Below are 21,690 nucleotides of genomic sequence, written 5' to 3'. Positions count from 1 at the left end.
TTATTTGAATCAAACCTATTTAGACCGGACTTTTCGATTACTATTTGTCATCCTATTAGCAGTAGTAACTATCGTTAGTATCTTCTATTTATCCAAAATAACTTATCCATTTATTATTGGCTTTTTAATAGCCTTCATCATGAATCCGTTAGTGAATTTTTTTCAATATACATGCAAATTGCCTCGAACTTTTGCGGTAGTACTCAGCATTCTGCTTATACTTTCTGTATTTGCCGGGCTAATTACTTTGCTAATAGCTGAAATTGTTGCAGGAGCTGCCTATTTGGCGGACGTAGTTCCAAAACATATTGATACTCTAATTGAATATATTGAAAATATTTTCACCGCACAAATCATCCCTTTTTACAATAAAATAGCAAGTTTATTCAATAATTTAGAAACAGGCCAACAAGATACAATCATTGCCAATATAAAAAATGTTGGAGAGCAAGTAGGAACAAAAATGGGTGATTTCATTCAAGGTTTTTTTCAAAAAATTCCAATTATTTTATCCTGGTTTCCTAATGCAGCAAGCGTCCTTATATTTTCCTTATTAGCCACTTTTTTTATCAGCAAAGATTGGACTCGTCTAGCAACAAAATTTGGGAAAATCCTGCCTAGTCGTGTACACAGAAGCAGTAAAACCGTTTTTTTCGACTTAAAAAAAGCTCTATTAGGATTTATAAAAGCTCAGCTAACACTCGTCTCTATTACAACTGTTATCATCTTAATCGGTTTATTAATACTAAGAGTCGATTACGCTATTACCATTGCACTTATCACAGGAATTGTCGATATTATCCCTTATTTAGGTACAGGCCTCATTTTTATTCCTTGGATTATTTATGAAATGATCACAGGACAAACAGGAATAGCAATTGGTTTATCTGTTTTATATATTATTGTTCTTGTTCAGCGTCAAATTATGGAGCCTAAAATACTTTCAACCAGCATAGGCCTTGATCCATTAGCTACTTTAATTGCTTTATTTGTAGGATTTAAATTGATGGGATTCCTCGGTCTACTTATTGGCCCTGTTACACTAGTCATTATCAGCACATTAAATAGAGCAAATATTTTTCATGATGTCTGGAACTATATTGTCGGCAAAAATAACTAAACTAACGCTTAAGATAAAGTAAAGCTTTAATTATCCTTGTGAAAAAACAATCATTAACTTTAACACAGCCTAAAAAGAGGAGACTAATGAGTAGTTTTCATCTACCTTAATCCCCTCTTTTTTCTTAATGAATAATTGTTATGCGATTCTTTTTTTGCAGTTTTCGCTGCATGGACTGTAAAAGAAGTCTTTTTACTAATTTTTTAGTTGGAGGAAACAAAATAAATGCTCCTGCTATATCAGATAAGAACCCTGGCAATACTAGCAAAACTCCTCCTGCCAATACACATAATCCATCTAAAATAGTCTCCCCTGGCAATTGTCCCGAATGAAGCTTCTCTTGAACATTTTTATATGCTTTAAAGCCTTGTTTTTTTAATAAATAACCGCCTATTAATCCTGTTCCTATAATAAAAATTAGCGTCTCAGCAATGCCAAATACTTTACCCGCTAATAGAAAAACTGCTATTTCCACGACTGGCGCACATAATAAGACAATTAAAAAATAGCGCAATTATTCTCCTCCTAGTTAATGACTTAAGTCTATTATACCTATTTTCTGCTTAAGAAAAAAATATTAAATCATCTCTAAATATAATTTAATCTAGGGACAAACCTTTATAGATAAAAGAAGGAAGATTATCCCCTAAAACTTCCAGTCAAAAAAATAAGTGCCACTAGTTTTATCTAGTGACACTTATTTTTTATTAAAGCTGTTTTCGCAGGGCTTGTTGTTTTTTGTATGGTTTCGTTCCGCTAACCCTTGATTTGCGTTTCAGGCACTTGCCTTCCGCTCTAATTAATTGGCTACAAAACAACAAAGTTTACGAAAAGAGCCTGTATTAATAATTAAAGTACGCTTGCATGTCCACTGTAAACTGTTCCAATTCGCGTATCTACTGTAATGTCTTGTCCATCTTTGAAAATGCTTGTAGCATTTTCAACGCCTACAATTACAGGAATGCCGATATTTAAGCCTACTACTGCAGCATGGCTTGTTAAACCACCCTCTTCTGTAATTAAAGCACTACATTTTTCAAGAGCAGGAACCATATCGCGGTCTGTTCCCGTTGTAACTAAAATAGAACCTGTAGTTACTTTTTCTAAAGCTTCTGTCGCTGTATGTGCAACAACTACTTTACCAAAAGCAGTTTTACGGCCGATTCCTTGGCCTTTTGCAAGAATATCGCCAATTACATGGATTTTCATAATATTAGTTGTACCTGTTTCTCCAACAGGAAGACCTGCAGTAATGACAACTAAATCACCATGTGTAACGATTGCACTGTTAACACTTTCTTGTACAGCAACATCTAACATTTCATCTGTTGATTCCGATTTCTGGCTTAATCGAGGATAAACACCCCAAACTAACGCAAGCTGTCTCATGATATGTGCATCATATGTTACTGCAACAATTGGAGCCTCTGGACGATATTTAGAAATCATTCTAGCTGTATGTCCACTGCCAGTTGGTGTAATGACTGCCTTCACTTCTAAGTTTAATGCTGTATGTGCAACAGATTGGCCGATAGAATCTGTAATATTAGGTTCTACATCACGGCTTCTTTTTGAAAGAATTTCTTTATGATTTAAAGCTTGCTCTGCTCTAGAAGCAATATTATTCATTGTTTGAACAGCTTCTACTGGATATACTCCTGCTGCTGTTTCTCCTGAAAGCATAATTGCATCTGTACCATCAAAAATAGCATTTGCAACATCACTAGCTTCTGCACGAGTTGGTCGAGGGTTGCGTTGCATTGAATCTAGCATTTGTGTAGCTGTAATAACCGGTTTCCCTAAAATATTACATTTTTTAATCAGCATTTTTTGTACTAGAGGAACTTCTTCTGCCGGAATTTCTACACCTAAATCTCCACGAGCTACCATTAATCCATCAGAAACTTCAAGAATTTCATCAATATTATCGACACCTTCTTGGTTTTCAATTTTTGGAATAATATGGATATGCGATGCGTTATTATCTTCTAAAAGTTGTTTAATTTCCAAAACATCAGAAGCACGACGAACAAATGATGCAGCGATAAAGTCAAGACCTTGTTCAACTCCAAATCGGATATCGTTTGCGTCTTTTTCTGTAATACCAGGTAATTTTACGGAAACGCCAGGAACATTAACACCCTTTTTATTTTTTAATGTACCAGAGTTCAAAATTTTAGTATGTAATTCTTTAGCAGAAGCATCAACTTTTGTTACTTCTAAACCAATAAGTCCATCATCTAATAAAATTTTGCTTCCTTCTGTTACATCCTCAATAAGACCTTCATAAGTTACAGAGAATTTTTCTGTTGTACCTTCAACTTCACTCATAGAGATGATGATATCGTTTCCAGCCACTAACTCCAACGCGCCGTCTTTCATATTATGAGTACGAATTTCTGGTCCTTTTGTATCCAATAAAATCGCAATATTTTTGCCTGCAATTTCAGCTGCTTCACGAATATTTTTAATACGTGCGCCATGCTCTTCATAATCACCATGTGAAAAGTTCAATCGTGCTACGTTCATCCCAGATTCCATTAATTTTGTTAATTTTTCAATACTTTCACTAGCAGGACCAATTGTACAAACTATTTTTGTTTTACGCATTTATATATATCCTCCAATTTATAAAATAACATTGCTAAAAAAAGAATGTGCTGTTTTTAGCAATATTAACCTAAAAACAGCTTAATTTTTTTGCAAAATGGCAGTCCAGAAAATTTTACTCTAACGATCATTAAATAGAAAGTTCTTTAGACAGCTGATATAAGTTATTATCAATTGTATGTTTGCGGCCTAATGCTTCGATAATATCATAATCCACCAAATTATTTTTTTCTATCCCAACAGCACGTCCACCTTTTCCTTCTACAAGAAGCTCTACAGCATACGCACCTAAACGGCTTGCAAGCACTCTATCAGCAGCTGTTGGAGAACCGCCGCGCTGCATATGTCCCAATACAGACACACGAGTATCAAAGTCGGTATTTTCTTCAATTTGTCTTCCAATTTCCACACCGCTATTAACACCTTCAGCTACTACGATAATACTGTGTTTTTTTCCTCTTTCGCTTCCTTTTTTCAAACGTGTAATGATCTCTTCTAAATTATAAATTTCTTCAGGAATCAAGATTGTCTCAGCACCGCCTGCAAGTCCTGCCCATAAAGCAATATCCCCTGCATTTCTGCCCATCACTTCAATAATAAATGTTCTTTCATGAGAAGTCGCAGTATCACGAATTTTATCGATAGCATCAATTACTGTATTTAATGCTGTATCAAAACCAATTGTAAACTCTGTTCCTGGTATATCGTTATCAATAGTTCCAGGCACGCCTACACAAGGATATCCTTGTTCTGTAAGAGCCTTGGCACCCATATATGATCCATCTCCGCCAATAACAACAAGTCCATCAATATTATGCTTTTTCAGCTGCTCAATCCCTTTTTGCTGACCTTCTTTTGTTTTAAATTCTTCACATCTAGCAGAAAAAAGAAACGTTCCGCCACGATGAATAATATCCCCAACAGAGCCAACTTCTAATTTTTTGAAGTTCCCGCTAATTAGGCCTGCATAACCTCCTACCACACCAATTACTTCTATATCATGATAAATTGCTTTCCTAACTACTGCCCTTATCGCAGCATTCATTCCTGGTGCATCTCCACCACTTGTTAATACGCCAATTCTTTTCATCAAAATTCACCTCATACAAATTAATCCATAGCAATTATGTAGGAACATACTTATAACTTATATAACAACTTATCTTTCTGCAATATTTGTCACAAATATTACATATAAAAAGATGATTCCTTGCCACTAATTGTTAAAATGATGTTAAATATCGGGCAAAACTCCTATTTATTGCCATACTTTGATACTAGAGCTTCCATAACAATTCTAACATATCATGAATATAAATCTATCTCAACTTTATATAAAATAAAAAAATAATAAATGAATATATGACCTCTGGCAAATAGTATTAATAAAAATCATTATAATATTCATACACTATTTTTTCTAAATATAAACATGCTTCTAAAAATTCTATCTGCCTTGATTAACTTTCACTGTTTCTGCTTTTTTTATGTATTTCCAAAAATAGCACTTTGATTTTAGTGCATTTTTTCAAATATTTTTTCCTTATTGAGCAGGCCTCTTTTGCAGCCGTACAAAATAGACTCTTTTGTTTTAAAATACATATTCATTTGCCCAGTGAAAAGCGAGCTGTTCTTTATTAACCAAAGAACAACTCGCCTATGTTTACATGATAGTTTTTTATAGTCTCTTCTAACTAATAAGAGGATGTTTTCCAATCATTCTCTAATAAAAAACTTACACGTTTAAATATGCACCCATATTTTTGAATTTTATATAACGCTCCCCAACAAGCTCTTCTTCTGATTTATTGCGCAATGTTTTTAAAGATTGAAGCAGAATTTGCTCAATCTCTTCTGCCTGTTCTTGCACATTATGATGTGCTCCCCCTTTAACTTCTGGGATAATTTCATCAATAATGCCCAGCTCTTTTAAATCAGGTGCTGTTATTTTCATTTTTTCTGCAGCTTGTTTTGCTTGATTAGCATCTTTCCAAAGAATAGAAGCTGCTCCTTCTGGAGAAATAACAGAGAAAGTAGAGTTTTCTAGCATATGAATATAGTTGCCTACTCCAAGAGCTAAAGCCCCTCCACTTCCACCTTCTCCGATAACAATACAAATAATCGGAACTTTTAGTGTTGCCATTTCAAATAAATTTTTGGCGATCGCTTCACTTTGTCCTCGTTCTTCCGCTGCCTTTCCTGGATAAGCTCCTTTTGTATCAATAAAACATATAATTGGCCGTTTAAATTTGTCGGCCTGCTTCATTAATCTCAGCGCTTTGCGATAGCCTTCTGGGTGTGGCATTCCAAAGTTTCTGCGGATATTTTCCTTTGTATCTTTGCCTCGTTGATGGCCAATTACTGTTACCGGAAGGCCTTTAAACTTGGCAATCCCACCAACAATTGCTTCATCATCTCCAAACGTGCGATCTCCATGCACTTCAAAGAAATCCGTGAACAGATACGGAATATAATCTAATGTTGTCGGTCTGTTAGGATGTCTAGCAATTTGCACTCTATCCCATGGCTTCATATTGTCATAAATTTCTTTTTGCAATTTAGCAAGACGACTTTCTAATTTTTCTATTTCTGCAGATAAATCTACGTTTGCTTTAATGGAAAATTCATTAAGCTCTTTAATCTTATCTTTTAATTCAATAATCGGCTTATCAAAATCAAGTCCTACCATTCTAAATCACCGCCTGACTGATGCATTTCTACTATCATGTGCAGCTTTTCTTTCATTTCCAATCGTGGAATTACTGCATCTAATTGACCATGCTTTAACAAAAACTCCGCTGTTTGAAAATCTTCTGGAAGATCTTCGCCAATTGTTTGCTCAATAATACGTCTTCCAGCAAATCCAATAAGCGCACCAGGCTCTGCGAAATTATAATCTCCAAGGGAAGCAAAACTAGCAGAAACCCCTCCCGTTGTTGGATGTGTCATAACGGCAATGTATAATCCGCCATTGTCGCTGAATTTTTTTAATGCAATGCTTGTTTTCGCCATCTGCATTAAACTTAAAACACCTTCTTGCATTCTTGCTCCACCCGAAGCAGTAAAAATGATAAAGGGCAAAGAAAGTTCATCTGCTTTTTCAATGGCTAGCGTAATTTTTTCTCCAACAACAGAGCCCATACTTCCCATGCGGAAGGTCGAATCCATTACGGCAACAACAACTTTTATGCCATTAATATCCCCTGTACCTGTTACAACCGCTTCATTTAATTGCGTCTTTTTTTGGTCACCTGCAATTTTATCTTCATATCCAGGGAATTGCAGCGGATTTCCTGTTTTCATCTCTTGATTTAATTCTTGAAAAGTATTTTCGTCTATAAAGCTAGCTAGTCTTTCTTTGCTATTCATCGGAAGATGGTATCCGCAATTTAAACAAACTTTTAAATTTTTTTGCAGTTCTCTTGTATACATAATTTTTTTGCAGTTAGCGCACTTTGTCATAATCCCTTCTGGAACTTCAGTTTTTGTAGTTTCTGATGGGATTGTTGCATATTTCTTTTTTTTCGTTTTCGAAAAAATATCCTTAATCAATGTGGAAGCCTCCCCGTTTTTTACAATCAATTAATGGAAAAAGTGTTGATAAAATTCTCCTTTTCCTTGGCTTATATTATACAGAGCCTTTTGATTGAAGCATCTTTAGATTAATCGACATACGTTGACTTTTAATCCGTATATAAATAATAAAATATACGATATACGTTTGGATATGTTTTTTACCTTTATTAGAAAGGCTATTTTCGCATAGATTGTTGCTAGTTAACCAGCAGTAGTCTTGCGTGCATTTAGTCTGCTCAGTCATACTAAAAGTTTTTTGTTTCTTCAACAAGCAGCAAACTTTTAGAAAAAGCACATGCTATTTATGCTGCTCTTTTATCAATTCATACACTTTGACTATTTCAAAATCATTTCCTGTTTTCATTGCATCTATTAACAGCATATATTCTTCTGTTGTCCAATAAGTTACTGGCAATCCTAATACATGATAATAATCATTGAGGATTGTCCACATTCGAAACATCAAATAATTATCGGCAATCTTTATAATCTGATAAAAAAAATCACTTTCTTTTACTTTATTATTTGCTGCCCATTCTATTAAATGATTTAACTGATCTGCATTCATCTTATTTTTGGCAATCATCAAACAGTTTAGCTGTATATGTCTTTTTGTTTCAAGGACATCCAATTTTGCCTTATCATCTTGTAAAATAAATGTGCTTATTAACTGAACAAGCTGATGTCCTTGGAAATCACGCAAAAATGTACCTTCCCCTTTTCTCGTCTCGATCAGCCCTAAAAGCTCCAATGCTCTTAAAGCCTCTCTAACAGATGATCTTCCAGCATGCAGACTTTCAGATAAGGACCGTTCAGAAGGCAGTTTATCTCCTGGTCTCAAGCCATCCCGCTCAATCATTTCTCGTAAATAATTCACGATTTCTACATATTTAGAACCACTTGTTGCAGAAGGCTGATTCACCTTATTCCATCACTCACTTTTTTGTGAATTTTTCTTACACACTTCCTTATCTTTCATATAGGCTTTATTCAAGAACAATACTGTTGATTTTTGGCTTAAACCAAAATCTTTTCAGCCAATATATTCATTAAATTAGCCTGAATATAAATAATCTTATTTTCCCTTATTTTTATATATAGTGATTTTTAATAGTGGTCAGACCATTAGACTTATTAAACAATAATACAACTTTTTAAAGTTGTAAAGTTAATCTGACAAGATAACATTGCTATCCCCTAAAAGCATCTGTATTTTTTCTAAACATGCTGAGCTGGCCGAAATATTCCATTCCTTCTGAAGGGGAATGGTTTTGTCTAGCTCCACATAATGAATAATAACAGGTGTACTCCCAGGATATTGCTTTATAATTTGCAGCAGCTCTTTTTTTACAGCCAAATTATCCTTGTCTTTTAGAATCTTTATGTACAATTTATGCATGTTTACGGAAAGTGATTGGACAGCTTCCTTTATTGGGACAGCATTTTGCACATTAAATTGTTTACTGCCATTCCGTTCTTCCACTTTTCCATCTATTATTAATATTTCTCCCTTTTTTAAGAACGATTGGATACGTTTATACACAAGAGGAAAAACTACTGCATTCATCTCTCCACTTTGGTCACTTATAGCAAGAAAAGCCATCGCCTCTCCCTTTTTTGTCCGTATTCCATTAATGTCTGAAAGATAAACAGCACCTCGCCGCTTTACTCCTGCTTCCATATTAGCCAGCAGACACGTGTTTAAAGGTAAAAAACAATCCTGATAGACAGAAACTGGATGGTCTGATAAATATAAGCCTAACGTTTCTTTTTCATGCAATAGTTTTTCTTCCGTTGACATTTTTTCTGCATCTGCATATTTCGGTTTGAACAGGAAATCATCTTCTCCGAATAAATCTTCCTGATCTAGTTCATCTGGATGTACTAACTGAGCATGCTGAATGGCAATATCAATGGTTGCAAGCAGTATAGCTCGATCTTCGCCAAATTCATCCAAGCTTCCCGCATGAATAAGTGCTTCTATTGCTTTTCTATTAACAATTTTTGATGAGACACGTAGACAAAAATCAAACAAGTCCTCAAATTTCTTTTGTTTGCGCGCCCTTACAATTTCTTTTAATACGGTATTGCCGATTCCTTTAATAGCAGAAAGGCTAAATAGAATGAATTCTCCTTCCACGTAAAAAGAATAGCCGCTTTTATTAATAGAAGGCGGGACAATGCGTATATTCATTTGTTTTAATTCCTGGATATACTGTAATATCTTTTTCTCGTTCCCTATTGCGGTTGTCAACAATGATGCCATAAAAAAAAGGGGAAACTTAGCCTTCAGATAGGCAAGCTGATAGGCAATCATGCTATATGCAACAGCATGACTTCTATTAAAGCCATAATCAGCAAAGCGGACAATCAACTCGTATATATTATTGGCTGTTTCTTCTTGATATCCTTTTTCTTTTGCTCCTTTTACAAAATATTCTCTTTGCTGATTCAAGACTGTTTTTTGTTTTTTGCTGACTGCACGTCTTAAAATATCTGCTTCACCGAGTGAAAAACCAGCCATTTTAGCAGCAATTTGAATAATTTGCTCCTGATAGACAATAACGCCATAAGTGCTTTCTAATATATCTTGTAAATCATGATGATAATAATCTACCTGTTCTTTTCCATGCTTTCTTTTAATATATAATGGAATATTCTCCATTGGACCTGGCCGATACAGCGCATTTACCGCCACAATATCTTCAAATTCTGTCGGCTGCAATTGCTTTAACACATTGCGCATGCCATCTGATTCTAATTGAAATATGCCTGTCGTTTCTCCACTGCTTAATAGCTGAAAAACGGCGTCATCATTAAGAGGAATATCTTTAATCATTATTTTTTTCTTTGTTGCCCGGTAGATAAGATCTAGTATCGATTCAATTAATGTTAAATTCCGAAGTCCTAAAAAATCCATTTTCAATAAACCTAATTCTTCTAGATACTCCATGCTATATTGAGTTAAATAGATACTTTCATTGCCTGATTGAATAGGAATGACATTAACAAGAGGCTGTTCACTTAAAACAACTCCTGCTGCATGTGTAGACGTATGGCGGGGAAGTCCCTCTAATTGACAGGCAGTATCAAATATTTTTTTGTTTCTGTCAGACTCAGAAACGAAATTTTGCAGCGCTTTTGATTCTTTTAAACTTTGTTTCAGTGTAATTCCTAGTTTGGAAGGAATAGACCGGGATAACGCTTCAAGCTCTTTCATCGATAATCCAAAAACACGGCCTACATCCCTTAACGAAGCTTTTGCAGCAAGTGTTCCAAATGTAATAATTTGAGCAACATGCAGTTCTCCATATTTATTTTTGACATAATCTATTACCATTTCTCTTTTCGTATCTGGAAAATCAATATCAATATCAGGCATAGAGATTCTCTCTGGATTAAGAAATCGCTCAAAAAGCAACTGAAATTTAATAGGATCAACATCTGTTATATATAAACAGTAAGCAACAATAGAACCCGCTGCAGATCCCCTTCCTGGCCCTGTTAAAATATTATGGTCACGAGCAAATTTCATAAAATCCCATACAATTAAAAAATAATCGCTATAATTCATCTTATTGATGATAGTTAATTCATACTCTAATCGCTTTACTACTTGCTCATCTGGTGTTCCATATCTTTCTGCTAACCCTTGCTTGCATAATTTCTCTAAAAATAGTTTAGCGGAAATTCCATCAGGCACGTTGTATTTGGGTAAACCAGTCACATCCTGCTCCATTTCAAGCAAACAGCTCTCTGCTACTTTCCAGGTATTTTCTACTATTTCTGGCTCATCAGCAAAAATTTCCACCATCACTGTTTTTTCTTTTAGATAAAACTCCTCTGAATTCCATTCGTCCTGCTCCATGTCAGCTAGTTTCATGCCAGTTTTTATTGCAAGAAGACAGCTTCTTGCAAAACTGTCTTCTTTATTTATATATTGAACATTGTTTGCCGCTACTACTTTAAGCTTTTCCTGTTCTGCAAGCTTTTTAATTTGTTCATTTAATATTTTTTCAACCTCTAAACCATGTTTTTGCATCGATAGGAAGAAGTGGTCTTGGGCAAAAATACTTTTAAACAAACGAACTGTCTTCACAGCATGATCATATTCATTTGCTACTAGTGCCTGTTCCATTTCTCCTTCATGGCCAGGAGTGATGGCAAATAAACCGTCAGCATAATGTTTTAGCCATTTAACAGGCATTCCTTTTGAATTTTTTGTTTGTACAGCACTAGAAATCTTCAAAAGCTGCAAAAACCCGATTTTATTTTTTGCAAGAAGCACTAATGGATAGCTTTTTTCGCTATTTTGTTCACTTATTACATCCACGGTTAAGCCTATGATTGGTTTTATTCCTTGTTTTCTGCATTCTTTATAGAAAGATGCAGCCCCGTACATTACGTTGCGGTCAGTCAACGCTAAAGATTGATAGCCTCTTTTTTTTGCTTCTGTCACTAACTCCTTAATGGAAGCTGGGCTGGATAATAAACTAAATGCACTGGAAACTTGCAAATGAACAAAAGACATTTGATCACCACCCTACTTAATATTTTATCACGCATTAACAGGCTTTTGGCCTTACCTAAGGGATGATAAGCGAAAAAGAGAAATCTATAGACGATAGAAACTTGCCAGAAAAAGCCTGATTGTTAGTTTCACTTTATTTAATGCTAGATTAATATGTATATGTTTGAATATAATTCCACCGTTAACTTTAATCTTGTCAATCTAGGTTCACCTATTTGTTTATAAAGGTAGTTAAGCAAATAAACATAAACCAATGTATCACAACTTAGTGTTTGCACTAATGATGATTTATTTCTAACTAAAGAAAATCTAGGAATGCTCCTTTCAATCTGCCATAAATCTTCTCTTTTTCATCCAATTTCTGCATTTTCTAAGAACAATAACCCTAAAAATAAGTTCATACTATTTATTATAGTAGTTCTTTTGAAAAAAGGAAAATACGTTCTGTCTTTTTGATTAGTGGAAGCTATCTCCATTACTGATTAGTTTAGGCCTATTTAGACCAACAGATTGAAGGAAAAAAGCATCAATATTCCTGTTTTTTTCTTTCCATCCCTTGTTCTCTCTTCTTTTTCCTATTAGCTGCTAGAAAAAGTTCATAAATATATCTGTTTGTCCATATAAATGTTAGTAAATAATTATTACATTGTGAGGTTAAATAGATGAATCAACAGCCCTTTTTTTCTTCCTTTATTGAAAGTTATTTCATTGCACTTGGCGTTATATTAGGAGGAGCACTGGTAGGGGGTGGATTAGCAGCTTTTCTTACAGGTAAGCCTATGTTATCGGAAGTTATTCGCATTTCCGATATGATTCGCATTTGGGCCATTGTAACAGCAATTGGCGGCACCTTTGACGCAATTTACAGTTTTGAAAAAGGACTACTTGACGCTGCCACAAAGGATTTATTTAAACAAACACTATTGATTGTTTCAGCATTTGGCGGAGCACAAACTGGCGCCACCTTGCTAAAATGGATTACACAGGAGTATATATAAATGCGCGTCCCTCCATTCTACAGAAGCGCCTCCGTTCAACGTTTTTTTGCTGGCATGGTAATTGGCGGCGTCATTGCTTGGTGCATCTTTTTATTTATGTTTGGGGTATCGCAGGAGCGGTACAGCAAAGAAATTAAAACACAAAAAGAAACAATTAATGAATTGAAAGCGGAAAAAGAGATATGGCAGAAGGAATTTTCAAATTTAAATAAAAAAACAGAAAAAAAATTAACGATTCAAGATTTAGTAGTGAAAATAAACAATAAAGATCAAAAAAAATACGATATTAACTCTGTCAGTGTCCATGAAATGCAAAATACAATTAAAGAAGACCTCAGCAGTATTATTGCAAAAGATATGGAATTAGTATTTAAAAGCAAAGATTTATTGAGGAAATCCATTGAAAATAAAGTGTTCGTCTCAGACGGAAAACGCTATAAATTTAAAGTAACAGAGCTGTTTATTTATACAACCATATATATTGAGATCAGTGTGGCATATGCCGATTAAAAAAGCGCCTAATTAATGCTTTTCGGGGCATTATTAGGCGCTTTTTTATGAACAGCATTTACATTTAATGATTCAACGAATCCCTTTATTGCTGGCAAACCTTTACTAAATCGGTCACAATTGCTTCTACTGTACTCCAATCTGTAATGCTTGCACCTGAAGCTAATGGATGTCCTCCTCCATTATACTTTTTAGCCACTACATTAATGATTGGTCCTTTTGAGCGAAGTCTCACACGGATTTGATCTTCTTCTTCAATAAAGAATACCCATGCTTTAATTCCTTTAACATTGCCCAATTCTCCAACAAGCATGGATGCTTGTGCAGCTGTTGCTCCAAATTGGCCAAGAATCTCTTTTGTTAATTTCATATAGGCAACATTTGATTCTGCTGTCACAAAGTTTTGCAGCACAAAACCTTTTAATTTAACAACATGAGGCTCTAATTCATACAATTGATCATAAACAGCTGTACGAGAGAAATTATAATTAATCAGTTCCCCAGCATATTCAAAAGCTTTTTCTGTTGTACTAGGATAAAGAAATCTGCCTGTATCCCCTACGATTCCTGCATAAATAAGTTTTGCTGCTTCATCGCTTAATTTTAGACCTTGATCTTTTCCAAATAAATAAAATTCATAAATCATTTCACTGACTGAGCTTGCATTTGTATCTACCCAAACAATATCTCCATACACATCGTCATTTGGATGGTGATCAATTTTAATTAGCATCGCTCCATTAAAGTAGCGTTTATCGCAAATTCTATCTTGGTTTGCCGTATCACAAACAATAACCAAAGCATCTTTATACTCTTGATCTTCGATAACATCAAGTCTTCTTAAAAAATTCAAAGAAACTTCTTCTTTTCCAACTGTATACACTTGTTTTTCAGGAAAAGAAGCTTTAATAATTTCTGCTAGTCCCCCTTGTGACCCGTAAGCATCTGGATCTGGACGAATATGTCTGTGTATAATAATTTTTTCATATTTTTTTATGGCATCTAAAATACTTTGCTTCATACAGTTCCCCTATCCTCTAGTAATTTTATATTAATGACGATCAATTAATTGACACATCATCATTGCTTTGCCTACAAGAACACCTTGATTAAATACTTCCACATCCACTTTTCCAAATTTCCTGCCAACTTCTAATATTTTGGGAGCTATTTCAATCAAGCTGTCCATTTGCACAGGTTTTATAAAGTAGATGGTCATATTTTCAACAACTAGGTCTCCTTTTTTAAATCCCCTTAAAATTCTATTTGCTGCTTCTGATACAATCGTAGTAAAAACACCATAAGATATTGTTCCAATGTGATTGGTCATTTGTGGCGTTACTTCACATGTAAAAGTAATTGGTTCCCCTTTTGCTTTGCCTTTTGTTAATACAAGCTGATTTGTCACAATATCATCAATAGTTTCACCTGATTGAGGCTGCCTTTGATTCATTTGTAATGCTTTTAATACATCTTGTCTACTTATGATTCCTTCTAAATGATTTGTTTCATCTACAACAGGCAATACTTCTATCCCCTCCCATACCATCATATGGGAACAAGAAGCCACGCTCGTTTTTCCACTTACCGTCATTGGCTGCTTTGTCATAATTTTATCGATTGTAATATCTAGGGGCTTTCCAATAATATCTTTGGATGTAATCATGCCTTGCACTTTCATATTAACATCAACAACAGGAAATCTTCCATGCATTGTTTCTCTATTATATTTATGCCATTCGGCCGCTGTATCCGTTGTCCGTAAAAAAATCGTATTCTCTAATGAGGTTAACACATCTTCCACAAGAACAATCTCTTTTTTTATCAGCTGGTCAAAAATGGCTCTATTAATCATGGCAGCTACTGTAAAGGTGTCATAGCTAGTAGAAATAATAGGAAGCTGAAGATTATCTGCTAATCGTTTTACATGCTCATCTGTATCAAAACCGCCAGTAATTAACACAGCCGCTCCTGCTTTTAGTACATGTTCATGCGCGCGGACACGATTGCCAATAATCATTAAATTTCCTGCACCTGTATAGCGCATCATCGCATCAAGCTTCATTGCACCAATAACAAATCGATTTAATGTTTTATGCAATCCTGCTTTTCCTCCAAGAACTTGTCCATCAACAATATTTACTACTTCTGCATAAGTTAATTTTTCAATATTTTCTTTCTTTTTTCTTTCTATCCGAATGGTGCCAACTCTTTCAATTGTACTGACATATCCTTTATTTTCTGCATCTTTAATCGCTCGATATGCCGTACCTTCGCTTACACTAAGCGCCTTTGCAATTTGTCTTACAGAAATTTTTTCACCAACTGACAGTTCATCAATATAATTTAAAATCTGTTCATGTTTAGTAGCCAAAACGCCCACCCTCATTTTTATTTCCAATAAAGTAACACCTCTAGCAGCTTATAATCTTGCCACTTATTATTACGAGGTGAAATTTTGATTTATAGCGATACATCGAAAAAATTCCCTATTGATTCATTGAATGAAACACTTTTTAAAATCCCGTTAGCTTTAATTATCCTTATATCTAATAATTATTTTTCTTGATTATCTGTTTCTATTATATCTTATTAAAAACTGAAACACATTCTATTTTTTATTATAGATTTTATGTAAAATAGATTCAATCTTTAAAACGCCTTCATAACAAAGATCTCTTTCTTTTACTTATTTTCTTTTAAATAAAAATATATATACGTAAAGAAATTTTCTTTACACAATAAAAACATAAAACAAGTGAGAAATTATTTTAATTCCCCACTGTTGATTACTTCTATTTTATTTTGTACAACCTTCAAACAAATTAACTATATTCATATTCCAAAAATATCGATTTATTGAAAATATCGTATTTTTTTCTTTTTTGGTGAAAAAGCTATTTTTTTGCTTGTATATTTTTTCTTTTTTGGTGCATAAAGTATTGCTGTTAAATTTCCAGCTATGACCATCAAGGCAAAAGCAAGCCAAGCGATGGAAAAAATCCCGGCCATGCCATCTTGATAGGGAGCAAGCCTTGGCACACCATAATACAGAAGGACACCGCATAGTAATAAGCATAACAAATATCTATTTTTATTCAATCATCTTCCCCCCTTCTTCTATATTCCATCTATATGCGGACAAGTATAAAATAAGTATTCAAATAAAGTGAAACTTCAAAATTCGAGATAAGGTCTTACTGTGCATTAAATAGGCTTTAAGCAATTCCTATTTAGAATATAAACAAAATTGGCCTTTATTTCCCATTAAATTACCGAGATTTTTTGTTCATCAACTCCCTCAATTATTTCCCTCCCCTAAGGTTTACAAGATTATTATATGTTGATAATCTATAGAGATAGCTAAAATTAAATATTCTAGTAAAACTTTTTACAGCAATGAGAATAGCATGTCAGATTTTGTTCTCGTGGCTTATACCATGCAAAATACTTTAGAACGTATTACATATATGGGAGGTTGTTTTATGGAACAACAATTTAAAGAAATATCCAACTGGATGACTGAGCAAAATATTGATTTTACTTTTTTAACTTCAACAGATAATGTTTTTTATTTCAGCAACTTTTACAGTGATCCACATGAAAGATTATTAGCTTTATTACTATTTAGAAATGAAGAGCCCATTTTAGTTTGTCCAAGCATGGAAAAAAATGATGCGGTAAACGCTGGATGGAAGTTTGATATTATTGGATATAGCGATATCGAAAATCCTTGGGAAAACATCCAACAAAAAGTAGCGGAGAAATTGCCCTCAGTCAAAAAAATTGCCGTTGAAAAGGATCATCTAAATGTAAACCGATGGGAATCCATTCACACTGCCTTTCCTTCTATCGAACAGATACTTTCTGCTGAAGAAAAAATCAACCAGCTCCGCATGGTAAAAACAGAAAAAGAATTAACTATTATAAAAGAAGCATGTAAATGGGCTGACTATGCAATCGAAATAGGATGCAGTGAACTAGCAGAAGGAAAAACAGAAATGCAGGTTTTAGCCGCAATTGAATATGAATTAAAGAAACAAGGAATTGCCCAAATGTCCTTTTCTACTATGGTACTAACAGGCAAAAATGGCGCTTCTCCACATGGAACTCCTGGAGATACACCAATTCAAAAAGGAGATTTAGTTCTTTTTGATTTAGGAGTGGTCGTAGATGGCTACTGCTCGGATATAACAAGAACCGTTGCATTTGGCGACATTAATGAAGAACAGAAACAAATTTATGATACGGTGTTAAAAGCGCAACTTGCGGCCATTGATGCATCAAAGCCTGGTGTAGCTTGTTCCGTCATTGATCTTGCTGCAAGAAATATCATTTCTGAAGCAGGATATGGCGATTATTTTCCACATCGCTTAGGCCATGGTTTAGGCATTAGTGTACATGAATTTCCATCCTTAACAGAAACAAACTCCCTTCTTCTTAAAGAGGGCATGGTTTATACAATCGAACCAGGAATTTATGTCCCAAATATTGCAGGGGTACGAATAGAAGATGATGTATATGTCACAAAAAATGGAGTAGAGATACTAACAAAATTCCCGAAAGAACTGCAAATTATTAAATAAGTTTTTATCACTAGATTTTTATAACAAATCTAAAATTATTCCCTTTGCTCCTGTAAGATTAAGAACCTGGTAAGGAAATGTAAAAAGGACAGAAATCGCTCTTTATAAATAAGAGGCGATTTCCGTCCTTTTTTATTCTACTTTTTCTTGCGCTTTTTCTTGGATAAACTGATCAATCGCCCCATCATTATAAGCATCCATTACCTGTGCTGTCACAGCGTCTGCACCACTTTCATCATATGTGCAAGTAAATTTGTCTTTTTCGTTCATCTACAGCCATTCCCTTCTTTCTAAAAGTCCTTTATATTGTCTCATTTACGTGTCCAAGTTATGCAATTTAGGTATAGAATAAAAAGCACTTAAAGGGAGTCGTTAAAAAATGTCCACACAATATCAAAACATTATTGTTGCTGTAGACGGTTCAGAGGAAGGGGATTGTGCATTCAAAAAAGCGATTTTGTTGGCAAAATAGTCGAATGGAACACTTATTATTGCACATGTTATTGATACTCGTTCATTTGCCACCGTTGCAGCATATGACCAATCCATTGCCATTAAATCAGATGAATTCACCAATAATTTAATAGATAAATATGTAAATACAGCTAAAGCATCAGGAGTAGCACATGTCAAAAAGACGCTTGAATTTGGTTCGCCAATATTATTAATTCCAAAAGATCTTGCTAAAAGATATAATGCAGACTTAATTGTTTGTGGCGCAACGGGATTAAATGCAGTTGAACGATTTTTTATCGGAAGCGTCTCCGAAGGAATTACCCGCCATGCCCCATGTGATGTACTTATCGCACGATTAAATAATTAAAAATGAAAAAAGGTATCGAATAAGGTTTTCGATACCTTTTTACTGTCTATTTTATTCGGCATTAACGGAACGTAAATTCACTGATTGCAGTTTCACTTTATTGCTTGTCCCTCTTTATTCATACAAGCTTTTGCTTTTGCAATTGCTTTTTTAATTTGTTCAAAACCTGTACCGCCGGCGCTGTTTCTGCGCTGTACAGCAGTTACAGGGTTTAGCACATGATAAATGTCTTCTTCAAACAAACTGCTTGCATCTTTAAATTCACCTAAAGATAAATCACTTAAGAAACAGCTCTTATTCACACAATATAACACAAGTTTCCCAACTACTTCATGAGCTTCCCTAAATGGCATGCCTTTATCTGATAAATAGTCTGCCAATTCTGTAGCATTAGAGAAATCATTTTTTGTTGATTGCTCCATTACATTTGTGTTTACTTTCATTGTTTGAATCATTCCTGCAAATATCTTCAAAGATCCAGCTACCGTTTTTACTGTATCAAACATGCCTTCTTTATCTTCTTGCATATCTTTATTGTAAGCAAGAGGAAGTCCCTTTAGTACTGTTAAAAGACCCATTAAATTACCGTATACACGGCCAGTTTTTCCGCGAATTAATTCCGCCATATCTGGATTTTTCTTTTGCGGCATAATACTGCTTCCAGTCGAGAAGCTATCATCTAGTTCAATAAATTTAAATTCTTGACTAGACCATAAAATAATTTCTTCACTGAAACGAGACAAATGCATCATGAGAATGGAGCTTGTTGATAGAAATTCTAAAATAAAATCCCGATCGCTGACTGCATCCATGCTGTTTTCATAAATGGAATCAAATCCCATTAAACTTGCACTGTAATTTCGGTCAATTGGAAAAGTCGTTCCAGCTAACGCACCAGCGCCTAATGGAGAAACATTAATTCTATTTAAGTTTTCCGCAAGTCTTGCCTTATCTCTTTCAAACATCCAAAAATAAGCCATAAGATGATGGGCAAAAGAAATAGGCTGCGCTCTTTGCAGATGAGTATATCCAGGCATAATCGTTTCGATATGCTCATTTGCCTTTGCAAGTAAAGCATCTTGAAGTTCTTCTACATAAGAGATAATATTCTTAACTTCTTTACGCAAATACAGATGCATATCTGTTGCCACTTGATCGTTTCTGCTTCTGCCCGTATGGAGTTTTCCGCCAACAGGACCAATTAAATCTGTTAATTGACTTTCTAGATTTAAATGGATGTCTTCTAATTTTATCGAAAAAGCAAGCTCTTCTTTTTCTGCTTTTTCTTTTAGGCTAAATAAGCCATTTTTAATTTTTTCCGCTTCCTCATTTGTTAAAATGCCTGTTTGAGAAAGCATTGTCACATGGGCAATGCTTCCTTCAATATCTTCTAGCACTAACTCTTGATCAAAAGAAATGGAAGCGCCAAATTCATCTACCCATTCCTCTGCAGACTTTGTAAATCTGCCACCCCACAATTTTTTCACACTGTCACCTTCTTGTTATTTTCCACGATGCTTTGTACTTTTGTTGGCAAGCCCCATAATTTAATAAATCCAACAGCAGCTGTATGATCAAATTCATCATCAGAAGTATAAGTTGCCAATTTTTCATCATAAAGTGAATGTGGAGATTTTCTTCCTTCAATAATAGAATGCCCTTTAAATAATTTTACACGTACTGTTCCTGTTACATTTTTTTGCGTTTCTTTCAAAAATGCTTGCAATGCTTTTGTAATAGGAGAGAACCAAAGTCCTTCATAAATTACTTCTGTCAGTTTTTTCTCAATAACTGGTTTAAAATGAGCCACTTCTTTTACTAACGTGATATCTTCTAATTCTTTATGTGCTTTAATTAATGTTAAAGCAGCTGGGCATTCATAAACCTCACGTGATTTAATGCCGACTAGACGATTTTCTACATGGTCAATTCTTCCAACTCCATGTTTGCCAGCTAACTTATTCAGCTCTAAAATTAAATCAGATAATTTATAAGAGATACCATCAATGCTTACTGGCACACCTTCTTTAAACTCAATTTCAATAACATCTGCTGTATCTGGCGCATTTTCCAAGCTAGAAGTTAATTCATATGCCTCTTCTGGTGGTGCCGCCCAAGGATCTTCTAAAATTCCACATTCATTTGCACGTCCCCAAAGGTTTTGATCAATCGAAAATGGGCTGTCTAAGTTAATTGGAATTGGAATATTTTTTTCTTTTGCATACTCAATTTCTTCTTCACGGCTCCAGCCCCACTCACGAACTGGCGCTAATACTTGCAGATTTGGATTTAAGCTTTGAATCGATACTTCGAAGCGCACTTGGTCATTTCCTTTTCCCGTACATCCATGTGCAACTGCTACTGCATTTTCTTTCTCCGCTACTTCTACTAATTTTTTTGCAATTAATGGTCTTGACAATGCAGATACAAGTGGATATTTCCCTTCATACATGGTATGTGCTTGTAAAGAAACCAACGCAAAATCTTGTGCAAATTCCTCTTTTGCATCAATTACATATGATTGCACTGCACCAACAGTTAATGCTTTTTGTTGAATAAAGTTTAAATCTTTCCCCTCGCCAACATCAAGGCAGCATGCTACAACATCGTACCCTTGATCCTGAATCCATTTAATTGCTACAGATGTATCTAAACCGCCTGAATATGCTAAAACTACTTTCGGATTTGCCATTTTGTGTTCCTCCTATATATACGAATAAATATTCATTAATTTATATTTTTATTCAAAAACTATATTAAACACTTTAACAACTTTTCCTGGGAAATTCAATAGTAATTTATAAAAATATAAAAAAAAATATATATTTATGAGAATTACAGTATTTTAGCACTGTACCGTTAGATACGGATATATATCCCTCTATTCAAATAAGAGAAGATTTCCTTTTTTTGTACTCATAGAAAAAGAGAGGAGA

General features: G+C 34.5%; 17 protein-coding genes and 1 pseudogene. 5 read left to right on the top strand and 13 right to left on the bottom strand.

Going from position 1 to position 21,690, the window contains the following annotated elements:
- Nucleotides 1-4: 4 nt before the first annotated feature.
- On the top strand, nucleotides 5-1,120 hold the full coding sequence (ytvI, locus tag CWS01_RS03770) for a sporulation integral membrane protein YtvI (RefSeq protein ID WP_101175713.1): 1,116 nt from the start codon (nucleotides 5-7) through the stop codon (nucleotides 1,118-1,120).
- A gap of 124 nt (nucleotides 1,121-1,244) precedes the next feature.
- Here ytvI and CWS01_RS03765 read toward each other — a convergent pair whose 3' ends face one another.
- The 7 genes from CWS01_RS03765 to dnaE form a co-directional block, all read right to left on the bottom strand.
- Complete coding sequence (locus CWS01_RS03765) at nucleotides 1,245-1,634, bottom strand: FxsA family protein (RefSeq protein WP_101175712.1); 390 nt, start codon at nucleotides 1,632-1,634, stop codon at nucleotides 1,245-1,247.
- Between the two features lie 335 nt (nucleotides 1,635-1,969).
- A complete protein-coding gene (gene pyk / locus CWS01_RS03760) occupies nucleotides 1,970-3,730 on the bottom strand; it encodes a pyruvate kinase (RefSeq protein WP_101175711.1) in 1,761 nt (586 codons plus the stop codon).
- Nucleotides 3,731-3,860: 130 nt separating this feature from the next.
- Nucleotides 3,861-4,820 (bottom strand): 6-phosphofructokinase, encoded by a 960-nt coding sequence (gene pfkA / locus CWS01_RS03755; RefSeq protein WP_101175710.1) that lies wholly within the window; start codon nucleotides 4,818-4,820, stop codon nucleotides 3,861-3,863.
- 645 nt (nucleotides 4,821-5,465) lie between these two features.
- Nucleotides 5,466-6,419 (bottom strand): acetyl-CoA carboxylase carboxyl transferase subunit alpha, encoded by a 954-nt coding sequence (gene accA / locus CWS01_RS03750; protein WP_101175709.1) that lies wholly within the window; start codon nucleotides 6,417-6,419, stop codon nucleotides 5,466-5,468.
- On the bottom strand, nucleotides 6,413-7,282 hold the full coding sequence (gene accD / locus CWS01_RS03745) for an acetyl-CoA carboxylase, carboxyltransferase subunit beta (RefSeq protein WP_101175708.1): 870 nt from the start codon (nucleotides 7,280-7,282) through the stop codon (nucleotides 6,413-6,415). The genes accA and accD overlap by 7 nt, the downstream gene beginning before the upstream one ends.
- A 322-nt stretch (nucleotides 7,283-7,604) precedes the next feature.
- On the bottom strand, nucleotides 7,605-8,228 hold the full coding sequence (locus tag CWS01_RS03740) for a FadR/GntR family transcriptional regulator (RefSeq protein WP_235851966.1): 624 nt from the start codon (nucleotides 8,226-8,228) through the stop codon (nucleotides 7,605-7,607).
- Nucleotides 8,229-8,474: 246 nt separating this feature from the next.
- Nucleotides 8,475-11,837, bottom strand: coding sequence for a DNA polymerase III subunit alpha (gene dnaE, locus CWS01_RS03735; protein ID WP_101175707.1), 3,363 nt, complete (start codon nucleotides 11,835-11,837; stop codon nucleotides 8,475-8,477).
- A 662-nt stretch (nucleotides 11,838-12,499) separates the two neighbouring features.
- Here dnaE and CWS01_RS03730 point away from each other — a divergent pair.
- Nucleotides 12,500-12,835 (top strand): YtrH family sporulation protein, encoded by a 336-nt coding sequence (locus tag CWS01_RS03730; RefSeq protein WP_101175706.1) that lies wholly within the window; start codon nucleotides 12,500-12,502, stop codon nucleotides 12,833-12,835.
- Nucleotides 12,836-13,345 carry a sporulation membrane protein YtrI gene (gene ytrI, locus CWS01_RS03725; protein ID WP_101175705.1) on the top strand — a complete coding sequence of 170 codons (510 nt, stop codon included), beginning with the start codon at nucleotides 12,836-12,838 and terminating at the stop codon, nucleotides 13,343-13,345. It begins immediately after the preceding gene.
- Between the two features lie 85 nt (nucleotides 13,346-13,430).
- On the opposite strand, the gene CWS01_RS03720 is transcribed toward ytrI, so the two are convergent.
- From CWS01_RS03720 to CWS01_RS03710, 3 genes are all read right to left on the bottom strand, one after another.
- On the bottom strand, nucleotides 13,431-14,366 hold the full coding sequence (locus tag CWS01_RS03720; protein ID WP_101175704.1) for a DHH family phosphoesterase: 936 nt from the start codon (nucleotides 14,364-14,366) through the stop codon (nucleotides 13,431-13,433).
- A gap of 30 nt (nucleotides 14,367-14,396) precedes the next feature.
- Nucleotides 14,397-15,719, bottom strand: coding sequence for a DRTGG domain-containing protein (locus CWS01_RS03715; protein WP_101175784.1), 1,323 nt, complete (start codon nucleotides 15,717-15,719; stop codon nucleotides 14,397-14,399).
- A 482-nt stretch (nucleotides 15,720-16,201) separates the two neighbouring features.
- Nucleotides 16,202-16,447, bottom strand: a complete 246-nt coding sequence (locus tag CWS01_RS03710) for a hypothetical protein (protein WP_101175703.1) — start codon at nucleotides 16,445-16,447, stop codon at nucleotides 16,202-16,204.
- 383 nt (nucleotides 16,448-16,830) lie between these two features.
- Here CWS01_RS03710 and CWS01_RS03705 point away from each other — a divergent pair, with 383 nt between their 5' ends.
- Nucleotides 16,831-17,931: a M24 family metallopeptidase gene (locus CWS01_RS03705; protein ID WP_101175702.1), complete on the top strand. Its 1,101-nt coding sequence runs from the start codon at nucleotides 16,831-16,833 to the stop codon at nucleotides 17,929-17,931.
- Between the two features lie 132 nt (nucleotides 17,932-18,063).
- Here CWS01_RS03705 and CWS01_RS22220 read toward each other — a convergent pair whose 3' ends face one another.
- Nucleotides 18,064-18,201 carry a hypothetical protein gene (locus CWS01_RS22220; RefSeq protein WP_157827532.1) on the bottom strand — a complete coding sequence of 46 codons (138 nt, stop codon included), beginning with the start codon at nucleotides 18,199-18,201 and terminating at the stop codon, nucleotides 18,064-18,066.
- Between the two features lie 109 nt (nucleotides 18,202-18,310).
- On the opposite strand from CWS01_RS22220, the pseudogene CWS01_RS03700 reads away from it, so the two are divergent.
- A pseudogene (locus tag CWS01_RS03700) lies at nucleotides 18,311-18,754 on the top strand (universal stress protein).
- A 92-nt stretch (nucleotides 18,755-18,846) separates the two neighbouring features.
- Here the strand turns inward: CWS01_RS03700 and argH are convergent.
- Nucleotides 18,847-20,241, bottom strand: a complete 1,395-nt coding sequence (gene argH, locus CWS01_RS03695) for an argininosuccinate lyase (RefSeq protein WP_101175701.1) — start codon at nucleotides 20,239-20,241, stop codon at nucleotides 18,847-18,849.
- On the bottom strand, nucleotides 20,238-21,446 hold the full coding sequence (locus tag CWS01_RS03690) for an argininosuccinate synthase (protein ID WP_101175700.1): 1,209 nt from the start codon (nucleotides 21,444-21,446) through the stop codon (nucleotides 20,238-20,240). Before CWS01_RS03690 ends, argH begins: the two co-directional genes overlap by 4 nt.
- Between the last annotated feature and the right edge of the window lie 244 nt (nucleotides 21,447-21,690).

The organism is Niallia nealsonii (assembly GCF_002835805.1).
GTDB classification, from domain to species: Bacteria; Bacillota; Bacilli; order Bacillales; family Cytobacillaceae; genus Niallia; species Niallia nealsonii.
Note: the sequence above shows the minus strand (reverse complement) of the source record. Positions and strands in the feature narration are given on the sequence as shown.

Bases quoted from the DNA above. Each gene is read 5' to 3' on its own strand.
- pyk (WP_101175711.1), bottom strand. From the start codon at position 3,730: ATGCGTAAAACAAAAATAGTTTGTACAATTGGTCCTGCTAGTGAAAGT.
- pfkA (WP_101175710.1), bottom strand. From the start codon at position 4,820: ATGAAAAGAATTGGCGTATTAACAAGTGGTGGAGATGCACCAGGAATG.
- accA (WP_101175709.1), bottom strand. From the start codon at position 6,419: ATGGTAGGACTTGATTTTGATAAGCCGATTATTGAATTAAAAGATAAG.
- dnaE (WP_101175707.1), bottom strand. From the start codon at position 11,837: ATGTCTTTTGTTCATTTGCAAGTTTCCAGTGCATTTAGTTTATTATCC.
- CWS01_RS03730 (WP_101175706.1), top strand. From the start codon at position 12,500: ATGAATCAACAGCCCTTTTTTTCTTCCTTTATTGAAAGTTATTTCATT.
- ytrI (WP_101175705.1), top strand. From the start codon at position 12,836: ATGCGCGTCCCTCCATTCTACAGAAGCGCCTCCGTTCAACGTTTTTTT.
- CWS01_RS03720 (WP_101175704.1), bottom strand. From the start codon at position 14,366: ATGAAGCAAAGTATTTTAGATGCCATAAAAAAATATGAAAAAATTATT.
- CWS01_RS03705 (WP_101175702.1), top strand. From the start codon at position 16,831: ATGGAACAACAATTTAAAGAAATATCCAACTGGATGACTGAGCAAAAT.
- CWS01_RS22220 (WP_157827532.1), bottom strand. From the start codon at position 18,201: ATGAACGAAAAAGACAAATTTACTTGCACATATGATGAAAGTGGTGCA.
- CWS01_RS03690 (WP_101175700.1), bottom strand. From the start codon at position 21,446: ATGGCAAATCCGAAAGTAGTTTTAGCATATTCAGGCGGTTTAGATACA.